This window comes from Clostridium sp. AF29-8BH (assembly GCF_003478145.1).
In the GTDB taxonomy this organism is placed as follows: domain Bacteria; phylum Bacillota; class Clostridia; order Lachnospirales; family Lachnospiraceae; genus Otoolea; species Otoolea fessa.
On sequence record NZ_QUEL01000001.1, the window covers coordinates 19,644 to 36,787 of the forward strand.

Annotated in this window: 18 protein-coding genes; 17 read left to right on the plus strand and 1 reads right to left on the minus strand. The window is 49.7% G+C overall.

The window, feature by feature from the left end:
• The first annotated feature begins 166 nt into the window (after nucleotides 1–166).
• The 9 genes from DWZ16_RS00070 to DWZ16_RS00100 all read left to right on the plus strand — a co-directional run bounded on the left by DWZ16_RS00070 (nucleotide 167) and on the right by DWZ16_RS00100 (nucleotide 8,408).
• Nucleotides 167–1,270, plus strand: coding sequence for an N-acetylmuramoyl-L-alanine amidase family protein (locus DWZ16_RS00070; protein WP_118522059.1), 1,104 nt, complete (start codon nucleotides 167–169; stop codon nucleotides 1,268–1,270).
• A gap of 235 nt (nucleotides 1,271–1,505) precedes the next feature.
• Complete coding sequence (locus tag DWZ16_RS00075) at nucleotides 1,506–1,907, plus strand: hypothetical protein (protein ID WP_243021871.1); 402 nt, start codon at nucleotides 1,506–1,508, stop codon at nucleotides 1,905–1,907.
• The gene (locus tag DWZ16_RS15715; RefSeq protein WP_243015286.1) at nucleotides 1,886–2,005 is read left to right on the plus strand and encodes a DUF3783 domain-containing protein; all 120 of its coding nucleotides are present in this window, start codon (nucleotides 1,886–1,888) and stop codon (nucleotides 2,003–2,005) included. Before DWZ16_RS00075 ends, DWZ16_RS15715 begins: the two co-directional genes overlap by 22 nt.
• Before the next feature lie 52 nt (nucleotides 2,006–2,057).
• Nucleotides 2,058–3,566 carry a polyphosphate:AMP phosphotransferase gene (gene pap / locus DWZ16_RS00080; RefSeq protein WP_118293202.1) on the plus strand — a complete coding sequence of 503 codons (1,509 nt, stop codon included), beginning with the start codon at nucleotides 2,058–2,060 and terminating at the stop codon, nucleotides 3,564–3,566.
• A 178-nt stretch (nucleotides 3,567–3,744) separates the two neighbouring features.
• Nucleotides 3,745–3,879, plus strand: coding sequence for a hypothetical protein (locus DWZ16_RS16370; RefSeq protein ID WP_270228412.1), 135 nt, complete (start codon nucleotides 3,745–3,747; stop codon nucleotides 3,877–3,879).
• A 113-nt stretch (nucleotides 3,880–3,992) separates the two neighbouring features.
• On the plus strand, nucleotides 3,993–5,258 hold the full coding sequence (locus DWZ16_RS00085) for an NAD(P)/FAD-dependent oxidoreductase (RefSeq protein ID WP_118522154.1): 1,266 nt from the start codon (nucleotides 3,993–3,995) through the stop codon (nucleotides 5,256–5,258).
• A 23-nt stretch (nucleotides 5,259–5,281) separates the two neighbouring features.
• The gene (gene cmk, locus DWZ16_RS00090; protein WP_118522060.1) at nucleotides 5,282–5,959 is read left to right on the plus strand and encodes a (d)CMP kinase; all 678 of its coding nucleotides are present in this window, start codon (nucleotides 5,282–5,284) and stop codon (nucleotides 5,957–5,959) included.
• A gap of 640 nt (nucleotides 5,960–6,599) precedes the next feature.
• Nucleotides 6,600–6,827: a hypothetical protein gene (locus DWZ16_RS00095; protein ID WP_118522061.1), complete on the plus strand. Its 228-nt coding sequence runs from the start codon at nucleotides 6,600–6,602 to the stop codon at nucleotides 6,825–6,827.
• A 189-nt stretch (nucleotides 6,828–7,016) separates the two neighbouring features.
• Entirely contained in the window at nucleotides 7,017–8,408 is a 1,392-nt protein-coding gene (locus DWZ16_RS00100; protein ID WP_182427267.1) for an RsmF rRNA methyltransferase first C-terminal domain-containing protein, read from the plus strand.
• On the opposite strand, the gene DWZ16_RS00105 is transcribed toward DWZ16_RS00100, so the two are convergent.
• The gene (locus tag DWZ16_RS00105) at nucleotides 8,405–9,292 is read right to left on the minus strand and encodes an RluA family pseudouridine synthase (protein WP_118293609.1); all 888 of its coding nucleotides are present in this window, start codon (nucleotides 9,290–9,292) and stop codon (nucleotides 8,405–8,407) included. The two genes, DWZ16_RS00100 and DWZ16_RS00105, sit on opposite strands and share 4 nt — an antisense overlap.
• 212 nt (nucleotides 9,293–9,504) lie before the next feature.
• On the opposite strand from DWZ16_RS00105, the gene purE reads away from it, so the two are divergent.
• From purE to DWZ16_RS00145, 8 genes are all read left to right on the plus strand, one after another.
• Nucleotides 9,505–10,017 carry a 5-(carboxyamino)imidazole ribonucleotide mutase gene (gene purE, locus DWZ16_RS00110; protein ID WP_022359211.1) on the plus strand — a complete coding sequence of 171 codons (513 nt, stop codon included), beginning with the start codon at nucleotides 9,505–9,507 and terminating at the stop codon, nucleotides 10,015–10,017.
• 38 nt (nucleotides 10,018–10,055) lie between these two features.
• Nucleotides 10,056–11,087, plus strand: a complete 1,032-nt coding sequence (gene purM / locus DWZ16_RS00115) for a phosphoribosylformylglycinamidine cyclo-ligase (protein WP_118522062.1) — start codon at nucleotides 10,056–10,058, stop codon at nucleotides 11,085–11,087.
• Entirely contained in the window at nucleotides 11,081–11,674 is a 594-nt protein-coding gene (purN, locus tag DWZ16_RS00120; protein ID WP_118522063.1) for a phosphoribosylglycinamide formyltransferase, read from the plus strand. The genes purM and purN overlap by 7 nt, the downstream gene beginning before the upstream one ends.
• 10 nt (nucleotides 11,675–11,684) lie before the next feature.
• Entirely contained in the window at nucleotides 11,685–12,959 is a 1,275-nt protein-coding gene (gene purD, locus DWZ16_RS00125) for a phosphoribosylamine--glycine ligase (protein ID WP_118522064.1), read from the plus strand.
• A gap of 190 nt (nucleotides 12,960–13,149) precedes the next feature.
• Nucleotides 13,150–13,689 carry a rubrerythrin gene (gene rbr, locus DWZ16_RS00130; RefSeq protein ID WP_107000364.1) on the plus strand — a complete coding sequence of 180 codons (540 nt, stop codon included), beginning with the start codon at nucleotides 13,150–13,152 and terminating at the stop codon, nucleotides 13,687–13,689.
• 567 nt (nucleotides 13,690–14,256) lie between these two features.
• On the plus strand, nucleotides 14,257–15,330 hold the full coding sequence (locus tag DWZ16_RS00135; RefSeq protein ID WP_182427268.1) for a C40 family peptidase: 1,074 nt from the start codon (nucleotides 14,257–14,259) through the stop codon (nucleotides 15,328–15,330).
• Nucleotides 15,331–15,366: 36 nt separating this feature from the next.
• Nucleotides 15,367–15,822, plus strand: coding sequence for a ribonuclease Z (locus DWZ16_RS00140; protein ID WP_118522066.1), 456 nt, complete (start codon nucleotides 15,367–15,369; stop codon nucleotides 15,820–15,822).
• A gap of 165 nt (nucleotides 15,823–15,987) precedes the next feature.
• On the plus strand, nucleotides 15,988–17,076 hold the full coding sequence (locus tag DWZ16_RS00145; protein WP_118468083.1) for a DNA/RNA non-specific endonuclease: 1,089 nt from the start codon (nucleotides 15,988–15,990) through the stop codon (nucleotides 17,074–17,076).
• Nucleotides 17,077–17,144 lie beyond the last annotated feature (68 nt).

Genomic DNA, 17,144 nt, shown 5'->3' on the forward strand with positions numbered 1-17,144 from the left:
ATAAAAGTGTGCTATCCTGTCAATAACAGAAAACAGACATTTACTTCAAAAAACAAGGTAAAAATTTTGAAAATACCGACAGTTTATTTTGACGCAGGCAGATATGTTTGTTATAATGGAAACAAGAGTTTGTACGCGAGAGTACATTAAAAAAGGAGGATGGGATATGAGACATAACCTGAAGGCAGCGGCGGTTTCCGCTCTTGCTATCATGGCGGCACTGGCGATGAGTATTCCGGCATACGCGGCTGACAAAAAGATCTCGGAAGTTAAGTTCCGTGTCAATGCGAAACCGGAAGCGGGCGACAGCATCGGGGATCCGGATGTACAAGTTACGAAGGGTAATGTTGAGATTACCGAGCAGGAGTTTGACAATGACGACAGCGAGTGGGAGAGAGGTGATAAGCCGGTCATCTACCTGACGATCGAGGCAAAGGACGGTTATCAGTTATCCGGCACAAAGCTTTCTGCAACCAAGTCGGCTTACAAAGTTACGAAGCGATCTGGCGATAAGAGCGAGTGGAAAGTTAAGATTACGATGTCAGCTGTTGACGGCGATTTGGATACGGTCGAGGATCTTAGCTGGAGCAATCGTACCGCAACCTGGGACAGTGTATCGGATGCAAGCAAGTATGAAGTTAAGCTGTACCGCAACAGCTCTACCGTAACGACTGTTACAACCACAGGCACAAGCTACAATTTCTACCCATACATGACGAAATCCGGCGATTATACCTTTAAGGTACGCGCGGTTGACGGAAGCGACAAGGGTGAGTGGAGTGATGAGTCCGATGAATATTATATGAATTCTTCAGATGTGTATACAGGTACACCTCCGACCGATAATTCTTCTGGTGGTTCCACTCCGGCAAATGCGAATGGTCAGTGGGTAAACAGCATTTACGGCTGGTCTTACTACATCAATGGTGTACCGGTTAAGAATAACTGGGTATATGTTGATAATGAGTGGTATCATCTGAATGCAAACGGCTTCATGGATACAGACTGGATCTATACTGATAATAACTGGTTCTATTTAAACCCAGTATCCGATGGTACGAGAGGCAAGATGCTGACCGGCTGGCAGCAGATAGGGCCGTACAAGTATTATCTGAATCCGGTATCCGACGGCACCCGTGGTGCAAGAAAGACAGGCTATCAGTTCATCGATGGCGCATGGTATCTGTTTGACCTGAATAGCGGAGCACTCTGGACAAATATGGTAGCTCCGAACGGTATGGTAGCGGATGCAAATGGTGTTCTTCACTAAGGAGCTATCTGGCAGCAGACCGGAAGAGGATCTGAAATGCGGAAACATACATAAATGAAACAAAAATCAGACAGCGGCAGACAGCGGACGAGCGAAAGCAAGTGGCTGATGCCGCTGTTTTTTTGTTTTTCTTGCACAGAAGGGGAGAAAAAGGATATAATAGAGAATCATATTGAGAAGCCGGAGAATTGATGAGGCGGGAATAAGAAACAGAGAGGAGAATCGATAAATTACGATGAAACCAACTGTATTATTGTATAATTTTACTGATTCCAAAAGAAAAATGAAGGTGCAGCAGGCGCTTATGCCACTGGGATTCCGTTTAAGGGCAGTGAAAAAGGAGGAGTACGGGCTGCCGGTGGGCGTGCTGGCTGGCGTGAAAGGACTGGATGAGGATGTCCTCAAGGAAGCCGGACAAGCAATAGAGGCTGTGGAGGAAACGCAAAAAGAAGAGTCCGCTCAGAAACTGGCAGACGGGAGGCTGCAGCGAGAAGTGCCGGAGAACGATTCTTCCAGGAAAATGGATTTCTCAGATGAGATGGCGATCATGGCAGGCTTTTCTTCCGCCAGATCGATGCATTTATCCACGCACTCCGAAAAAAGGGAGTCGGACGGATCGATTATAAAGCAGTCCTGACACCGTATAATATGAAGTGGGATTCGGTACAATTATATGAAGAGATCAAAAAAGAGCATGAGATGATGACGGGGAAAGGTAAAGACGAAGCATTGTGATGCCATGGGATTGGTGAAAGGTCATTTTACTGCTTGATGTGGAGGTGGAAAGATGCTGGAAAAAGTTGATTTGAATAAATCAGTGGATAAGGAAAACTACAAGAAGCTTCGGGAAGAGATGGATGTGAAGCTGGGAGAATTGCAGCGCGCCTGTAAGGAGGAAAAGATCCCGGTTGTCATCGTATTTGACGGATTCGGGGCAGGCGGTAAGGGAACGCAGATCAACCGCCTGATCCAGCCGCTGGATCCGCGCGGCTTTGATGTTTATGCGAGCCGGGAGACGGGGGAGGAGGAACGGATGCGTCCATTTCTCTGGCGGTATTGGACGAAGACACCGGAAGATGGACGTATGATGATCTTTGACAAGAGTTGGTACGATAAGGTTACCGTTGACCGGTTTGACAAAGAGACGAAGCGGCAGGAGCTAAACGGGGCGTTCCGGGATATCCTTTCATTTGAAAAGCAGCTGGCAGATTCCGGCATGATTCTGATCAAATTGTTTCTGTATATTTCCAGGGACGAGCAGAAAAAGCGCTTTAAACGGCTGGAAGAAAGCAAAGAGACTGCGTGGCGTGTGACGGAGGCGGACTGGAAGCGCAACAAGGATTACGATACATTTCTGGAGATGAATGAGGAAATGCTGCAGCGGACGGATACCGGGTACGCGCCGTGGACGATCGTGGAAGCGACTGATAAAAATTATGCGGCAGTCAAGATTTTATCCACCGTCACAGACCGGCTGGAGTATGAGCTGAACCGCCGCCGAATGGAACGCGAGGAAGGGGCGGTGCATCCGCCGGTCAAACTTCCAGATGAGCGGTTTAAAAATGGCGTGCTTTCCGGCGTGGATCTGACGAAAACGCTGACACGCGAGGAATATAAGGAACGTTTGGATAAGCTGCAGAAAAAGCTGGAGGTGCTGCACGGCGAGCTGTACCGGCTGCGGATTCCGGTGGTGATCGGCTTTGAAGGCTGGGATGCGGCGGGAAAAGGCGGTGCGATCCGGCGCCTGACAAGCCACCTGGATCCACGCGGCTACAAGGTCAATCCGACGGCGGCACCGAATGATGTGGAGAAGGTACACCATTATCTGTGGCGTTTCTGGCGGGAGATGCCGAAAGCGGGGCATATTGCGATCTTCGACCGCACCTGGTACGGGCGTGTGATGGTGGAGAGGATCGAGGGCTTCTGCAGTGAGGCGGACTGGAAACGGGCGTATCAGGAAATCAATGAGATGGAAGAGCACATGGCGAATTTTGGCGCGGTGATCGTGAAATTCTGGATTCATATTGATAAAGATGAGCAGGAATGCCGCTTTAAGGAGCGCATGGAGGATCCGGCAAAACAGTGGAAGATCACGGACGAAGACTGGCGCAACCGTGAAAAATGGGACGCATACGAGCAGGCAGTCAATGAGATGCTGGTGCGGACCTCTACCACCTATGCCCCGTGGACGATCGTAGAAGGAAATTCCAAATATTACGCGCGCGTCAAGGTGCTGGAAACGGTTGTGGAGGCCATGGAGGAGAAGATCCGTGAGGTAAAAAAGCTGCGTAAGTGATAGAAAAAAGCGGGCTGTCGATTTGGCAATCATGTGTGGAAATATGCAGAAGCGCGGTTGCAATTCTTCGTAAGATACAGTAAAATCAATATTTAAAGAAAATAGACGGCAATTTAAAAAATACAAACATTTGTCTAAACTTTGCATTAAGTGTAACGATAGAAAGGAAGCGGACAAAATGGAGCAGACAGCAAAAGAAAGCACGCTTGCAATTATGGCAGAGCATGCCGGGGATCCAACTCCGATGGAATTATTTCATATGCATGTGAAGCATGAGGGAATCAATACAAAATCGAAAGACGAAGCGCTTTGATGAGCAGGGACGCTGCATTTTCGCCTGTTTTAAAGAAGAAGTCGGCGGATTTGCGATTCACCTGGTACAGGATTGATAGCACCAAGCGATATAAAAACGAAAAGGATAGCAATATGAAAAAAATAATCGTGATCGGCGGCGGGGCAGCCGGTATGGCGGCTGCGATTGCGGCGGCGGAAAATGGCTGCGCGGTAACGATCTATGAAAAGAATGAGAAACTGGGAAAGAAAATCTATATCACGGGAAAAGGGCGCTGCAATGTGACGAATGACTGTGATATGGAAGGGCTGTTTGACAGTGTTGTGACAAACAGCCGCTTTTTGTACAGTGCATTTTATGGTTTTACCAATCAGGATATGAAGGATTTTCTGGAGGCGAACGGCTGTCATGTTAAGGTGGAGCGCGGCAGCCGTGTCTTTCCGGTGTCTGACCGAGCGTCGGATGTGACATCGGCGCTTGCAAGACGGCTGCGGGAACTGCGCGTGAAAGTAGAATTGAATCAGGGAGTCCGGGAACTGTGGCTGGAGGATGGTGTATTAAAAGGTGTGATTCTGGCGCAGGGCGGTAATGAGCGTGGAAAAAAGGACTCCTACATAGCTGCGGATGCGGTGATCGTGGCGACGGGCGGTCTGTCCTACCCGACGACCGGCTCAACCGGCGATGGTTACCGGTTTGCGAAGGCAGCAGGGCACAAGGTAACGGAACTTTCGCCGGCGCTTGTTCCGTTTGAGACGAAGGAAGATATGAAAGAGCTGCAGGGACTTTCTCTGCGGAACGTGGAAGCTGCTGTTTTAAATGGAAAGAAAGAGGTTTACCGTGAATTTGGCGAGATGTTGTTTACCCATTACGGCGTTTCGGGTCCGGTACTCTTGAGTGCCAGCAGTTATGCGGCGAAAAAACTGAAAAAAGGTCCGCTGACTCTGATGATCGATCTGAAACCGGCGCTTTCCATGGAACAGCTCGATGCACGGATTCTGCGCGATTTTGAGACGGAGAAGAATAAACAGTTTAAAAATGCGGTGAACCACCTGTACCCATCAAAACTGATACCGGTCATAATTCGCCGCAGCGGCATTGAGCCGGACAAGCAGGTCAACGCCGTGACGAAGGAAGAGCGGAGACGGCTGGCGGAGGTGACAAAGCATTTTACCCTGACGCTGACCGGGCTGAGGGGTTTCAATGAGGCGATCATTACCCAGGGCGGTGTGACGGTAAAAGAAGTTAATCCATCCACGATGGAGTCAAAGAAGCTTCCAGGGCTTTATTTTGCCGGGGAAGTGCTGGATCTCGATGCAGTCACGGGTGGCTACAACTTACAAATTGCGTGGTCGACCGGCGTTCTGGCAGGACGGAGCGCAGCGGAAAATCATGAATTATAACGATATGAAAAAGGGGAAACGAAATGCCGATTAATATAGCGATTGATGGACCAGCCGGGGCTGGGAAGAGCACAGTGGCAAAGAAGCTGGCGGAAGATTATGAATATATTTATGTAGATACGGGGGCGATGTACCGGGCGATGGCATTGTATTTTCTGCGCCAGGGCATCGACAGCCATGATGAGGCGGCGATCGGACGCGCCTGTGAGACGGTTTCTATTTCACTGGAATATGAAAATGGGGTCCAGCAGGTTTATTTAAATGGGGAGAATGTCAGCAGCAAGCTTCGGACGGAGGCAGTTGGAAATATGGCTTCGAATACCTCTGTCTATGCGCCGGTCCGCAAAAAACTGGTGGAGCTGCAGCGTGAATTAGCCGGACGCCGGGATGTCGTGATGGATGGCCGGGATATCGGAACGGCGGTTCTGCCGGATGCGACCCTGAAAGTATATTTGACCGCGAGCAGTCATGTGAGAGCCGAACGCCGTTATAAAGAGCTGAGCGAACGCGGGGAAAGCTGTTCCCTGGAGGCGATCGAGCAGGATATCATCGAGCGCGATTACCGCGATATGCACCGGGAATTGTCGCCTCTCAAGCAGGCGGAGGACGCCATTTTACTGGATACTTCTGCGTTGAATTTTGAAGAGGTAATGCGGGAGATGGAGAAGCTGGTTGAGGCGGCAAAGAAAAAGCAGGCATAAGACTTTAATTTAGAAAATGTGTAACAGTTCAGTAGGTCTGCGCATTTACTGCGCTGACCGTACGAAAACATGGGCCAGCAGGCAAAAATCCCATTGCCGTAGGCAATTTTTGATGGATTTTTGCGCGTGACTGTGAAGGTACTGAACAGTTACGTCCTATGAAACAAAATACGCTCCGCGAGGATGCACAGTGATTCTGTATGGAATATGTCAGCTTCGCTGATCAGAATCACGCACCAGGTCTCACGGACGGTTCACTGATCTGTGGATATTTTGATATGGGGATGTTTTAAAATCATAAAAGGGAATGCGGATGATTCGGTGCAGGGCGGAATGAAGGAAAAAACAGCCAGAACAGTACGCCAGCGGTTAAGGTCAGGCAAATTTCCATGGCACTGTTGATGATTCCCGATAAAATCCAGCTGTCCAGACAGAAGACGGATGAAATCCAGAGGAGCAGAAGGCAGAGACGCCCACGGGTAGCAGGAGAATCCAGAGAGTGAGTCAATTTGCTGAAAAAGGCAGTATTGGAGGTCCTTTGGGAATAACGGACAGGAGCTGGGGACGAAAAATAGAGCTGCAAGCTTAAATAAAACAGATTATAAAGAAATAACAGCGCAGCCGCCAGCGCCAGAAGCGTGTGAAGGATAGCACAGACTGGGAGGTGCTCCGGGGCATAGGGCAGCAGGGCAGCGGCAGTGAGGAGAAGCAGGCAGCATTTTGCCTGGCGGGGGCGGTACAGGGAGAGTTGGGAGTAGAAAAAGCCGCCGCAGAGCAGGCACCAGAGAAAAAATTCCCCACGCCGGTGCAGTGCAATGCTGATGCTGGAAAAATTGGAGGAAAACAGATTGCATCCGCGTGTGAGTGAGAAACTAAAAAATGGGAGGAGAACGAACGTAAATATCCATCGAATCATGAGGATAGTGTGGGAAAATGGGGCGGAAAAGATACTGGAAAGAAGAGGCAGAAATAGTTGACGGAATTGCTGTTTATGTAATAGTATTATTATTTAGGAAAGATGAATTATATGTTTGATTAAGAAGGATAATACAAAACCATGATAAATTTACCAGCAGCATTTACTGAACGTATGAAACAGATGCTCGGCAGGGAGTACGATGCGTTTATCGCCAGTTATGATAAGGAGCGCTCACAGGGACTGCGCGTGAACGGACTGAAAGCGGATCCGGCTGAATTTGCTAAGACGGCTCCATTTTCTCTGAATCCGGTTGCGTGGGCGGCGGAGGGATTCGCTTATGGGGCGGAGGAGCGTCCGGGGCGTCATCCGTACCACGATGCGGGCGTTTACTATATTCAGGAGCCGAGCGCGATGATTGCGGCTTCGCTTTTAAACCCGCAGCCGGGGGAAATGATTCTGGATCTCTGTGCGGCACCGGGCGGAAAATCGACGCAGGCGGCGGCGAGATTGGGCGGAGAAGGACTTCTGGTGAGCAATGAGATCCATCCGGCGCGTGCAAAGATTCTCTCGCAGAATATCGAGCGCATGGGAATCCGGAATGCGGTTGTGACAAATGAAGATTCCGGGCGGCTGACGAAGTATTTTCCGGCATTTTTTGATGGGATCATCGTGGATGCACCGTGTTCCGGCGAGGGAATGTTCCGCAAGGATGAGACGGCGGTCACGGAATGGAGCCCGGAGAATGTGCATCGCTGTGCTGGGCGGCAGCAGGAGATTCTTGAAAATGCGGCGATGATGCTGAAACCGGGCGGACGGCTGGTGTACTCCACCTGTACGTTTGCGCCGGAGGAGGACGAGCAGGCGATCGGACGTTTTTTAGAGGCACATCCAGAGTTTGCGCTAGAGGAAACGCCGGACTATCCGGGACTTTCGCACGGCGTTCCAGCCTGGGGGGCGGGCGTGACGGATGGAATCGAGAAAACGGTCCGTATCTGGCCGCACCGGACCGAGGGAGAAGGCCATTATGCGGCACTTCTTCGAAAAACGGGCGAGCCGGAGAGCGTGAAGCGTAAATATCCGGCTTCGATGAAGGACAAGAAGCTTCTGGCAGTCTATGAGGATTTCTGCAAAGAGATATTTATTGAGCCGAAGAAATGGACAGCGGACAGTACGATGACGATGTTTGGCGATCAGCTTTACCGGACGCCGGAGGAGATGGTCGATTTTAAGAGGCTGCGGGTGCTTCGCCCGGGGCTTCAGATGGGAGAATTTAAGAAAAACCGTTTTGAGCCGTCCCACGCGCTGGCACTTGCCCTGCATCCATCGGAGGTAAAACAGAACGTGAACCTGTCTGCCGACGCGCCGGAGACGGCGGCATACCTGCGCGGCGAGACGATCCAGCTTTCTGAGGAAGACGCCGGAAAAGGCTGGTGCCTTGTGAGTGTGGACGGGTATTCGCTCGGATGGGGCAAGAAGAGCGGCGGGACGCTGAAAAACCATTATCCGAAGGGACTGCGGAAGCAGTATTAATAGAAGAAGGAAAAATCCTCCGGCATCGGAGCCGTAAACTCCATTGCTTCCCCAGTGATCGGATGCCGGAATGCCACCGTATAGGAGTGAAGCGCCTGCCGTCCGATGAAGCGGTAATCCGGGTTGTATAGAAAATCCCCTAAAAGTGGGTGCCCGATGGCTTTCATGTGGACCCGGATCTGGTGGGTGCGCCCCGTTTCCAGGCGAAGCCGGACGAGGGAGCAGCCGAGATCGTCCCGGTAATCAAGACACCGGTAATGGGTAACGGCGTGTTCCCCATGATCCATATCGATGCAGCGTTCGATGGTGGAACCATCTTTTCGGGCGATCGGCAGATCGATAGTGCCAGATTCTTCTGGTTTACCGGCAACAATCGCGAGATATTCGCGGCGTATCTCTTTTTTTGCAGTCATGGCGGAGAGAAATGCGCCGCTTATTTTATGTTTGGCGATCAGCAGAAGACCGGTGGTGTCTCGGTCTAAGCGGTTCACGGCACGGAACACGAAATGTTCGCCGCGCGAGGCAAACCGGTACGCGAGAGCGTTTGCCAGCGTATTTTCATGGTGTCCCTGGGATGGGTGGACAGGCATTCCGGTGGCTTTGTTGAGTATTATGAGATCTTCGTCTTCATATACTATATCGATCGGAAGATTGACCGGAAGAATATCTGAAGAAACGGGTTCGTCCGGGAGAAAGAGCGTCAGGGTGTCTCCGATCTGAAGCGGTGTGTTCAGCCAGGACGGTGTTCCGTTCAGGCAGATCTGCTCAGGGTTCTGTTTGAGCTCGATGAGGATGCGGCGGGAATATCCGGCATCGCGGAGGAAGGCGCCGATGGTGTCAGCTTTGTTTTTATTTGTAATAGTGTATGATAATGTCCGTTTCATTTAGGGAACCTCTTTGTAATCATTGTGATGCCAATAAGGATAACATAAAAGCAAGGAGGCTGCAATCTCATAGTATTTTTTGAAGGATTCTCGAAACCCTATTGACTTGCGATCAAAAACCTAGTATCATTACTAATAAGTAAAGCTGTTTTTATTCAAATTACTTATAAGTAGAACTAATAAATATAATGCAGAGAAAAGGAGAATGAACGATGGCAAAAGTAGGAATTGTAATGGGAAGCGATTCGGACATGCCGATCATGGCACAGGCAGCAGATTTTCTGGACAAGATGGGGATTGATTATGAAATGACAATCATTTCTGCACACCGTGAGCCAGACATCTTTTTTAACTATGCAAAATCCGCTGAGGAGAAAGGCTTTAAGGTTATCATTGCAGGTGCTGGTAAGGCAGCGCATCTGCCGGGTATGTGCGCGGCACTGTTTCCGATGCCGGTGATCGGTATTCCGATGAAAACCTCGGATTTAGGCGGAGTTGATTCTCTGTATTCGATCGTACAGATGCCGTCCGGTATTCCGGTTGCGACGGTAGCGATCAACGGCGGCAAGAATGCGGGTATTCTGGCAGCCAAGATTCTGGCAACTTCCGATCCGGAGCTTTTAGCAAAATTAAAAGCATACTCTGAGGAGATGAAGAACGAAGTGGTCGGTAAGGATGAGAAATTACAGAAACTGGGACATAAAGAGTATCTGGCACAGAAATAAATATTAAAAATATAAACAAGGACATACGGAGGAAAACCATGGATTACAAGAATTCCGGAGTAGATATTGAGGCTGGTTATAAGTCGGTAGAACTGATGAAAGAGCATGTAAAGAAAACGATGCGTGAGGAAGTGCTGGGAGGTCTGGGCGGCTTTGCCGGTGCATTCTCCCTGGCAAAGATTAAAGAGATGGAAGATCCGGTTCTCTTATCTGGTACGGACGGCTGTGGTACCAAGGTAAAACTGGCGATCATCATGGACAAGCATGACACGATCGGTATCGACGCGGTTGCGATGTGTGTCAACGACATTGCATGTGCAGGCGGCGAGCCGCTGTTTTTCCTGGACTATATTGCCTGCGGCAAGAACTATCCGGAAAAGATCGCGGATATCGTAAAAGGCGTTGCAGAAGGCTGCTTACAGTCGGAGGCAGCTCTGATCGGCGGCGAGACAGCCGAGCATCCGGGACTGATGCCGGAGGAAGATTATGATCTGGCTGGTTTTGCTGTCGGTGTGGTTGATAAAAAAGACATGATTACCGGCGAAAACCTGAAACCGGGTGATGTACTGATCGGTATGGCATCCACCGGCGTTCACAGTAATGGTTTCTCCCTGGTCCGCAAGGTATTTGAGAAGGAACTCAACAAAGAGGGACTGGAGACCTACTATGAGGAGTTGGGAACCACGCTTGGCGAGGCACTTCTGGCACCGACCCGTATCTATGTAAAGGCGCTGAAAGCAGTGAAGAATGCAGGCGTGACTGTGAAAGCGTGCAGCCATATCACTGGCGGCGGCTTCTATGAGAATGTTCCGCGTATGCTGAAAGACGGCGTCCGCGCAGTCATCAAGAAAGACAGCTATCAGATTCCGCCGATCTTCGGTATGCTGGCGAAGAAAGGCGATATCGAGGAGCACATGATGTACAATACCTACAACATGGGTATCGGCATGGTCGTAGCAGTCGATGCGGCTGATGCAGAGCGCGCGATGGAGGCAATGAAGTCCGCTGGCGATACACCGTACATCATTGGTTCTGTTGAGGCAGGAGAAAAGGGAGTAACATTATGCTAAGAGTCGTTGTAATGGTGTCTGGCGGCGGTACAAATCTGCAGGCAATCCTGGATGCGGTTGATAACGGCAAGATCACGAACGCAGAGATTGCAGCGGTTATCAGCAACAATGAGGGTGTTTATGCGATTGAGCGCGCGAAAAAACACGGTGTCCCGGCGTTTGTTGTGACTCCGAAGGCGTATGAGACGCGAGATGCATTCGATGAGGCGCTTTTAGAGACCGTCAAGGCGTGTAAGCCGGATCTCATCGTTCTGGCTGGATTTCTTGTGAAGATTCCGGCGGCGATGATCGAGGCATACAGAAATAAAATTATCAATATCCACCCGTCCCTGATTCCGTCCTTCTGTGGCGTCGGCTATTATGGACTGAAGGTGCATGAGGCGGCACTGGCGCGCGGCGTCAAGGTGACGGGCGCGACGGTTCACTATGTGGATGAGGGAACCGATACCGGTCCGATCCTCTTCCAGAAAGCCGTAGAGGTGCAGCCGGATGATACGCCGAAGACGCTGCAGCAGCGCGTGATGGAACAGGCAGAGTGGGTACTGCTTCCGCAGGCGATCGATGCGATTGCAAACGGAAGAATATAAGGAGAAGAACATGAAAGTTTTAATCGTTGGCAGCGGCGGACGTGAGCATGCGATCGCATGGAAAGTAGCTCAGAGTCCGAAGGTAGATAAAATTTATTGTGCACCGGGCAATGCGGGAATTGCAGAGTATGCAGAGTGTGTGCCGATCAGTGCGATGGAATTTGATAAGCTGGCGGCATTTGCAAAAGAGCATAAGGTTGACCTGACCGTGATCGGCATGGACGATCCGCTGGTTGGCGGTATCGTGGATGTGTTCGAGGCACAGGGACTGCGTGTATTTGGACCGAGAAAAAACGCGGCGATTCTGGAAGGATCAAAGGCATTTTCCAAGGATCTGATGAAGAAATACAACATTCCGACCGCAGCCTATGAGACTTTTACCGATCCACACAAGGCGCTGGAATACTTACAGACCGCTAAGATGCCGATCGTTTTGAAAGCAGATGGTCTGGCACTTGGAAAAGGTGTTCTGATCTGCAATACTTTAGAGGAAGCAGAGGCAGGCGTCAAGGAGATCATGGAGGACAAGAAGTTTGGTTCTGCCGGCAATCAGATGGTCATCGAGGAGTTCATGACAGGACGCGAGGTTTCTGTCCTTTCCTTCGTCGATGGCGATACGATCCGCATTATGACCTCCTCCCAGGACCACAAGCGGGCGCTGGACGGCGATCAGGGCTTAAATACAGGCGGTATGGGAACCTTCTCACCAAGCCCGTTCTACACAAAAGAAGTAGATGAATTCTGCAAAAAGTACATCTATCAGCCGTCGGTTGACGCGATGAAGAAGGAAGGACGTATCTTCAAGGGAATCATTTTTTTCGGTCTGATGCTGACCGAAGATGGTCCGAAGGTGCTGGAATACAATGCTCGTTTCGGCGATCCGGAGACACAGGTTGTCCTGACGCGCATGAAGAACGATATCGTGGAAGTCTTTGAGGCATGTATCGACGGAACCCTGGATCAGATCCAGCTGGAATTTGAGGACAATGCGGCAGTCTGTGTTGTTCTGGCGTCGGATGGTTATCCGGTGAAATATGAAAAAGGTTTCAAGATTCACGGTCTGGAGAAATTCAAAGACACGGACGGTTACTATGTATTCCACGCGGGCACGAAGTTCGATGAGGACGGCGACATCGTGACAAACGGCGGTCGAGTGCTGGGCGTTACTGCAAAGGGCAAAGACCTGAAAGAGGCGCGCGCCAACGCATACAAGGCGACCGAGTGGATCAATTTTGCTAACAAATATATGCGCCATGATATCGGGCATGCGATTGATGAGGCGTAAGGGAAGCGGAAGGTAGTAGATTCCTATTTAGAAAAGAAACGGGGATATCAGATTTGAACGTCTGATATCCCTGTTTTTGTCTGGATGTTGGAAAAAAATGCTTTTGAAAAACATATTAAAAACATTCAATCGTGATATAATAGAAAGAAAAGATGATCTGTTTTCATGCAATTAAAAGGAGGACAACGCAATGGCTAATAAATATGCAGGAACCCAGACGGAAAAGAACCTGAGGGAGGCTTTTTCCGGCGAATCACAGGCGAGAAATAAATATACCTATTTTGCATCCAAGGCAAAAAAAGAGGGATTTGAGCAGATTTCCGCCCTTTTTTTAAAGACCGCAGACAATGAGAAAGAACACGCAAAGATGTGGTTTAAGGAATTAGACGGCCTGGGAAATACCGCAGAGAATCTGGCATCTGCTGCAGACGGCGAGAATTATGAGTGGACAGATATGTATGATGGATTTGCCAAGACGGCTGAGGAAGAGGGCTTTCCGGAGCTGGCAGCGAAATTCCGTATGGTAGCGGAGATCGAAAAACATCATGAAGAGCGCTACCGTGCCCTGCTTCACAATGTGGAAGCGCAGGAAGTATTTAAGAAGAGCGAAGTGAAGGTATGGGAATGCCGCAACTGCGGTCATATCGTAGTAGGCGAGAAAGCACCGGAAGTTTGTCCGGTATGCGCGCATCCGCAGGCTTATTTCGAGGTTCATGCGGAGAATTACTAAATCTGGGGACTCAATCGTGGAAGCAGATGCCTTTTGTGGGAATGTGAGACGCAAGAGGTAGTTCTGGATTTGGTATGTGATTGAGTATAAGTAATGTGAGTTAGAGTGGATATGCCATGGACGGCGAGGATCTGATGGATTTGCTGGTCAGTCAGCTGGGGCACTTTCGGAAACGACGAGACGCCAGCTGAGGGTGCTGCCGATTCCTTATTGTGTATAAAAAAGGAAGATGCATCATATAAAAGATACGAAAATTAAGCAGGCTGTTTTGGAACAGTTCATATGAGATCGTCTTTTTTATCATTCGCACCAGATGTTTCGAAGGAACAATGCCGGGTAGAACATTGGATTGACACAGGAAATGCGCCAGGAACAGTAAAAATGACGCCGGAAGAAATTGAAAATTTGAATGCACGGATTTTACGGACATCTGGAACGGAAATGCATGATTTGAAAAATGAAGCCTTTGCCAAAGAAGAGAGAGTTGTTTATGATAAATGGTGTGGAAATTTCTTATCATTTGGGATACAGGGGATAAATTGGACTGTGCGTGATGCTCAAAATTGCGTGAATAAAAATGTTCATATCAAATATGGAATCGCGACTTCACAGGGGTTGATCAAACAGTTTCCGATGGAGACTTTTTTAGCCGATGAGGAGGATCCATCCGATCCGGAGTGGGATGAGGCAGCACTTTGTCTCTGTATGGTCGGGGAACCGCTTTTGATTTTGGGTTCGGTGCAGGAGGAGAGTTATCTGTATGTCCGGAATGAATGCAGCGAGGGCTGGATATCGGCAGAGTCGGTGGCAGTCTGTCGGAACCGGGCGGAATGGCTGATGGCGGCATTTCCGATCCATCCGTTAGTAGTGACAGGGGACATGGTCTGGCTGGAAGCAAGTGCGGTCTATCCGGGAACCAGTGCATACCGGCTTCGGATGGGTACGGTGTTGGAATTGTGCGTGGAAGAAGGAATCCCAGAGATAAAAGAAACAATAGAAACAAACAGAATAAAAGGGACAGGAGCGCTAATAGAGACAACAGAAGCACAGGCAGAACAGAGGGTACAGAACAGACTGTCTTGGAATAATTACATCGTCTGGCTTCCATGCCGCGCTCCGGATGGCAGTTTCTTCCGGCAAAAAGGATTGATTCCGATGAGCCGGGACGTATCGGTGGGATATTTGAGCTTGACAAATGAGGAGATTATTAAACAGGCGTTCAAGTGTCTGGGAGACCGCTACGGCTGGGGCGGAATGCTGGAGAGCCGGGATTGTTCTTCCTATATCCGGGAAGTGTACCGCTGTTTTGGATGGATCCTGCCTCGCAATACGACCGGTCAGCTGCAGATGCCAGTTAGAAAAATAGAGCTGGCGGGGCGGCGCTGCTCAGAAAAAAAGCAGATTTTAAGAGCATTAGAACCGGGCACACTTCTATATTTTCCGGGACATGTGATGATGTATCTGGGATATGAGAATGGCAATTTTTATGTCATAAACGATGTGAGCAGGCTGGTGAAAGAAGGAGAAACGATGCCGGTGCGTGTACGATCGGTGATTGTCAACACGCTGGCAGTCAGGCGTCCCAATCTGCGGACTTGGATGGAGGAGCTGACGCTTGCTTTGATTCCTTGGGAAACATGAAACGTACAGCAGATAGAAAAAGGGAGAAAAAGAGAGATGAAGATAATTGTATGTGTGGATAATCAGAACGGCATGATGTTCAATCACAGACGGCAGAGCCAGGACCGCGTGCTTAGAAAGCGTATTATGGAGCTGACAGGTGGGAAAAAACTGTGGATGAATGCATACAGCCAGAAACAGTTTTTACAGGTGAATGGAAATATGCCGAAAGAACAGGAAAAATCCGGGCAACTGGGGCAATCTGGGCAGATTCAGGCAGATGAAGCGTTTTTGGAAAAGGCGGGGCCGGGAGAGTACTGTTTTGTCGAGAACAAGGATGTTGTTCCGTATGAGAGCCGGATCGAAGAAGTGATTCTTTGTCATTGGAACCGGGATTATCCGGCAGATATGTATTTTAAGATGGATCTGGGCAGCTGGAAGCTGGCAGAAACGCAGGAATATGCGGGTTCCTCGCATGAGAAAATCACAGAAGAGCGGTATGTGCGCAGGTAAAAAATATACATAAAAAGTAAGTACAATATAAAAGAGTAAGAAAAACATAAAAAACAAGTCAAATATAAAAAAGAGCCGGTTCTGCACCTGAAAACCAGGCGCCAGAACGCGCAAATCTACATGGCTCTGAAAGGGATAGGCTTAAACGGAAAGGCAGAAATTCATATGAGAAAATTGAAAATGTGGCTTCTGGGGCTGGCTGCAGCGGCGATGCTGTCTGTTTCAGCGTGCGCGCAGGAGATTCCAGAGGAAAGTCTGAATGGAAACGGAAGTGTCAGCGCGGAGGAAAATCAGGCGGAAAGTGCGGACGGAGATTCGCAGGCGGTGTCATCGTCAGAAAATGGTGGAAACCGTGTATCTTCTGCTTCGGGAACGTCATTTAATCTGGCGGATGTACCGGCATATTCTGGTCAGCCGTATGTGGCGGTCAATGGAAATGTGCCGTATTTTACCGATGCGGACCTGACGGATGTATCATTTGAGAGTTACAGTGATCTGGACAGCCTGGGGCGCTGCGGCGTGGCATATGCCTCGGTTTCGCAGGACACGATGCCGACGGAGAAGCGCGGCTCGATCGGGGAAGTCAAGCCGACGGGATGGCATACGGCGAAGTATGACAATGTGGATGGAAAGTATCTCTATAACCGCTGTCATCTGATCGGCTACCAGCTTACGGCGGAGAATGCCAATGTCAAAAACCTGATTACCGGAACCCGCTATCTGAACGTACAGGGAATGCTGCCATTTGAAAATCTGACAGCCGATTACGTGAAAGAAACCGGAAACCATGTCATGTACCGCGTGACACCGGTTTTTGAGGGCAATAATCTGGTTGCCTCCGGCGTCCTGATGGAGGCGGAATCCGTCGAGGATCAGGGCGAGGGAGTGCTGTTCTGCGTGTACGTCTATAATGTCCAGCCTGGTATTGCGATCGATTATGCGACAGGAGAAAGCTGGGCGGACGGTTCTGGAAGTGCGGGAAGCACAGCCGGACAGGGAACGGCTGGAAATGGCAGCAGCCAGAATCAATCGGCTGGATCGGGAGCAGCTGGTTCGTCGGGAGGCGGCGCTGGATCCTCTGGAAGCAGCGCGACGGTTCAGACCTACATTCTCAATACCAACTCGAAAAAATTTCACCTTCCAAGCTGCACATCTGTCACCCAGATGAAGGCGGCAAACCGGCAGGAATTTACCGGTACGCGCGATGAAGTGATTGCACATGGATATGAACCATGTAAGAACTGCAATCCCTGATAAAACAGGGATGCAAAGTGTCTCGTTTGTGCTGTGTATGGAAAGAATCGGATGAGAACACGGTTAAG

Excerpts from the sequence above, each read along its gene's own strand:
- DWZ16_RS00070 (WP_118522059.1), top strand. The coding sequence starts at position 167 with ATGAGACATAACCTGAAGGCAGCGGCGGTTTCCGCTCTTGCTATCATG.
- DWZ16_RS00075 (WP_243021871.1), top strand. The coding sequence starts at position 1,506 with ATGAAACCAACTGTATTATTGTATAATTTTACTGATTCCAAAAGAAAA.
- pap (WP_118293202.1), top strand. The coding sequence starts at position 2,058 with ATGCTGGAAAAAGTTGATTTGAATAAATCAGTGGATAAGGAAAACTAC.
- DWZ16_RS16370 (WP_270228412.1), top strand. The coding sequence starts at position 3,745 with ATGGAGCAGACAGCAAAAGAAAGCACGCTTGCAATTATGGCAGAGCAT.
- DWZ16_RS00085 (WP_118522154.1), top strand. The coding sequence starts at position 3,993 with ATGAAAAAAATAATCGTGATCGGCGGCGGGGCAGCCGGTATGGCGGCT.
- cmk (WP_118522060.1), top strand. The coding sequence starts at position 5,282 with ATGCCGATTAATATAGCGATTGATGGACCAGCCGGGGCTGGGAAGAGC.
- DWZ16_RS00100 (WP_182427267.1), top strand. The coding sequence starts at position 7,017 with ATGATAAATTTACCAGCAGCATTTACTGAACGTATGAAACAGATGCTC.
- DWZ16_RS00105 (WP_118293609.1), bottom strand. The coding sequence starts at position 9,292 with ATGAAACGGACATTATCATACACTATTACAAATAAAAACAAAGCTGAC.
- purE (WP_022359211.1), top strand. The coding sequence starts at position 9,505 with ATGGCAAAAGTAGGAATTGTAATGGGAAGCGATTCGGACATGCCGATC.
- purM (WP_118522062.1), top strand. The coding sequence starts at position 10,056 with ATGGATTACAAGAATTCCGGAGTAGATATTGAGGCTGGTTATAAGTCG.
- purN (WP_118522063.1), top strand. The coding sequence starts at position 11,081 with ATGCTAAGAGTCGTTGTAATGGTGTCTGGCGGCGGTACAAATCTGCAG.
- purD (WP_118522064.1), top strand. The coding sequence starts at position 11,685 with ATGAAAGTTTTAATCGTTGGCAGCGGCGGACGTGAGCATGCGATCGCA.
- rbr (WP_107000364.1), top strand. The coding sequence starts at position 13,150 with ATGGCTAATAAATATGCAGGAACCCAGACGGAAAAGAACCTGAGGGAG.
- DWZ16_RS00140 (WP_118522066.1), top strand. The coding sequence starts at position 15,367 with ATGAAGATAATTGTATGTGTGGATAATCAGAACGGCATGATGTTCAAT.
- DWZ16_RS00145 (WP_118468083.1), top strand. The coding sequence starts at position 15,988 with ATGAGAAAATTGAAAATGTGGCTTCTGGGGCTGGCTGCAGCGGCGATG.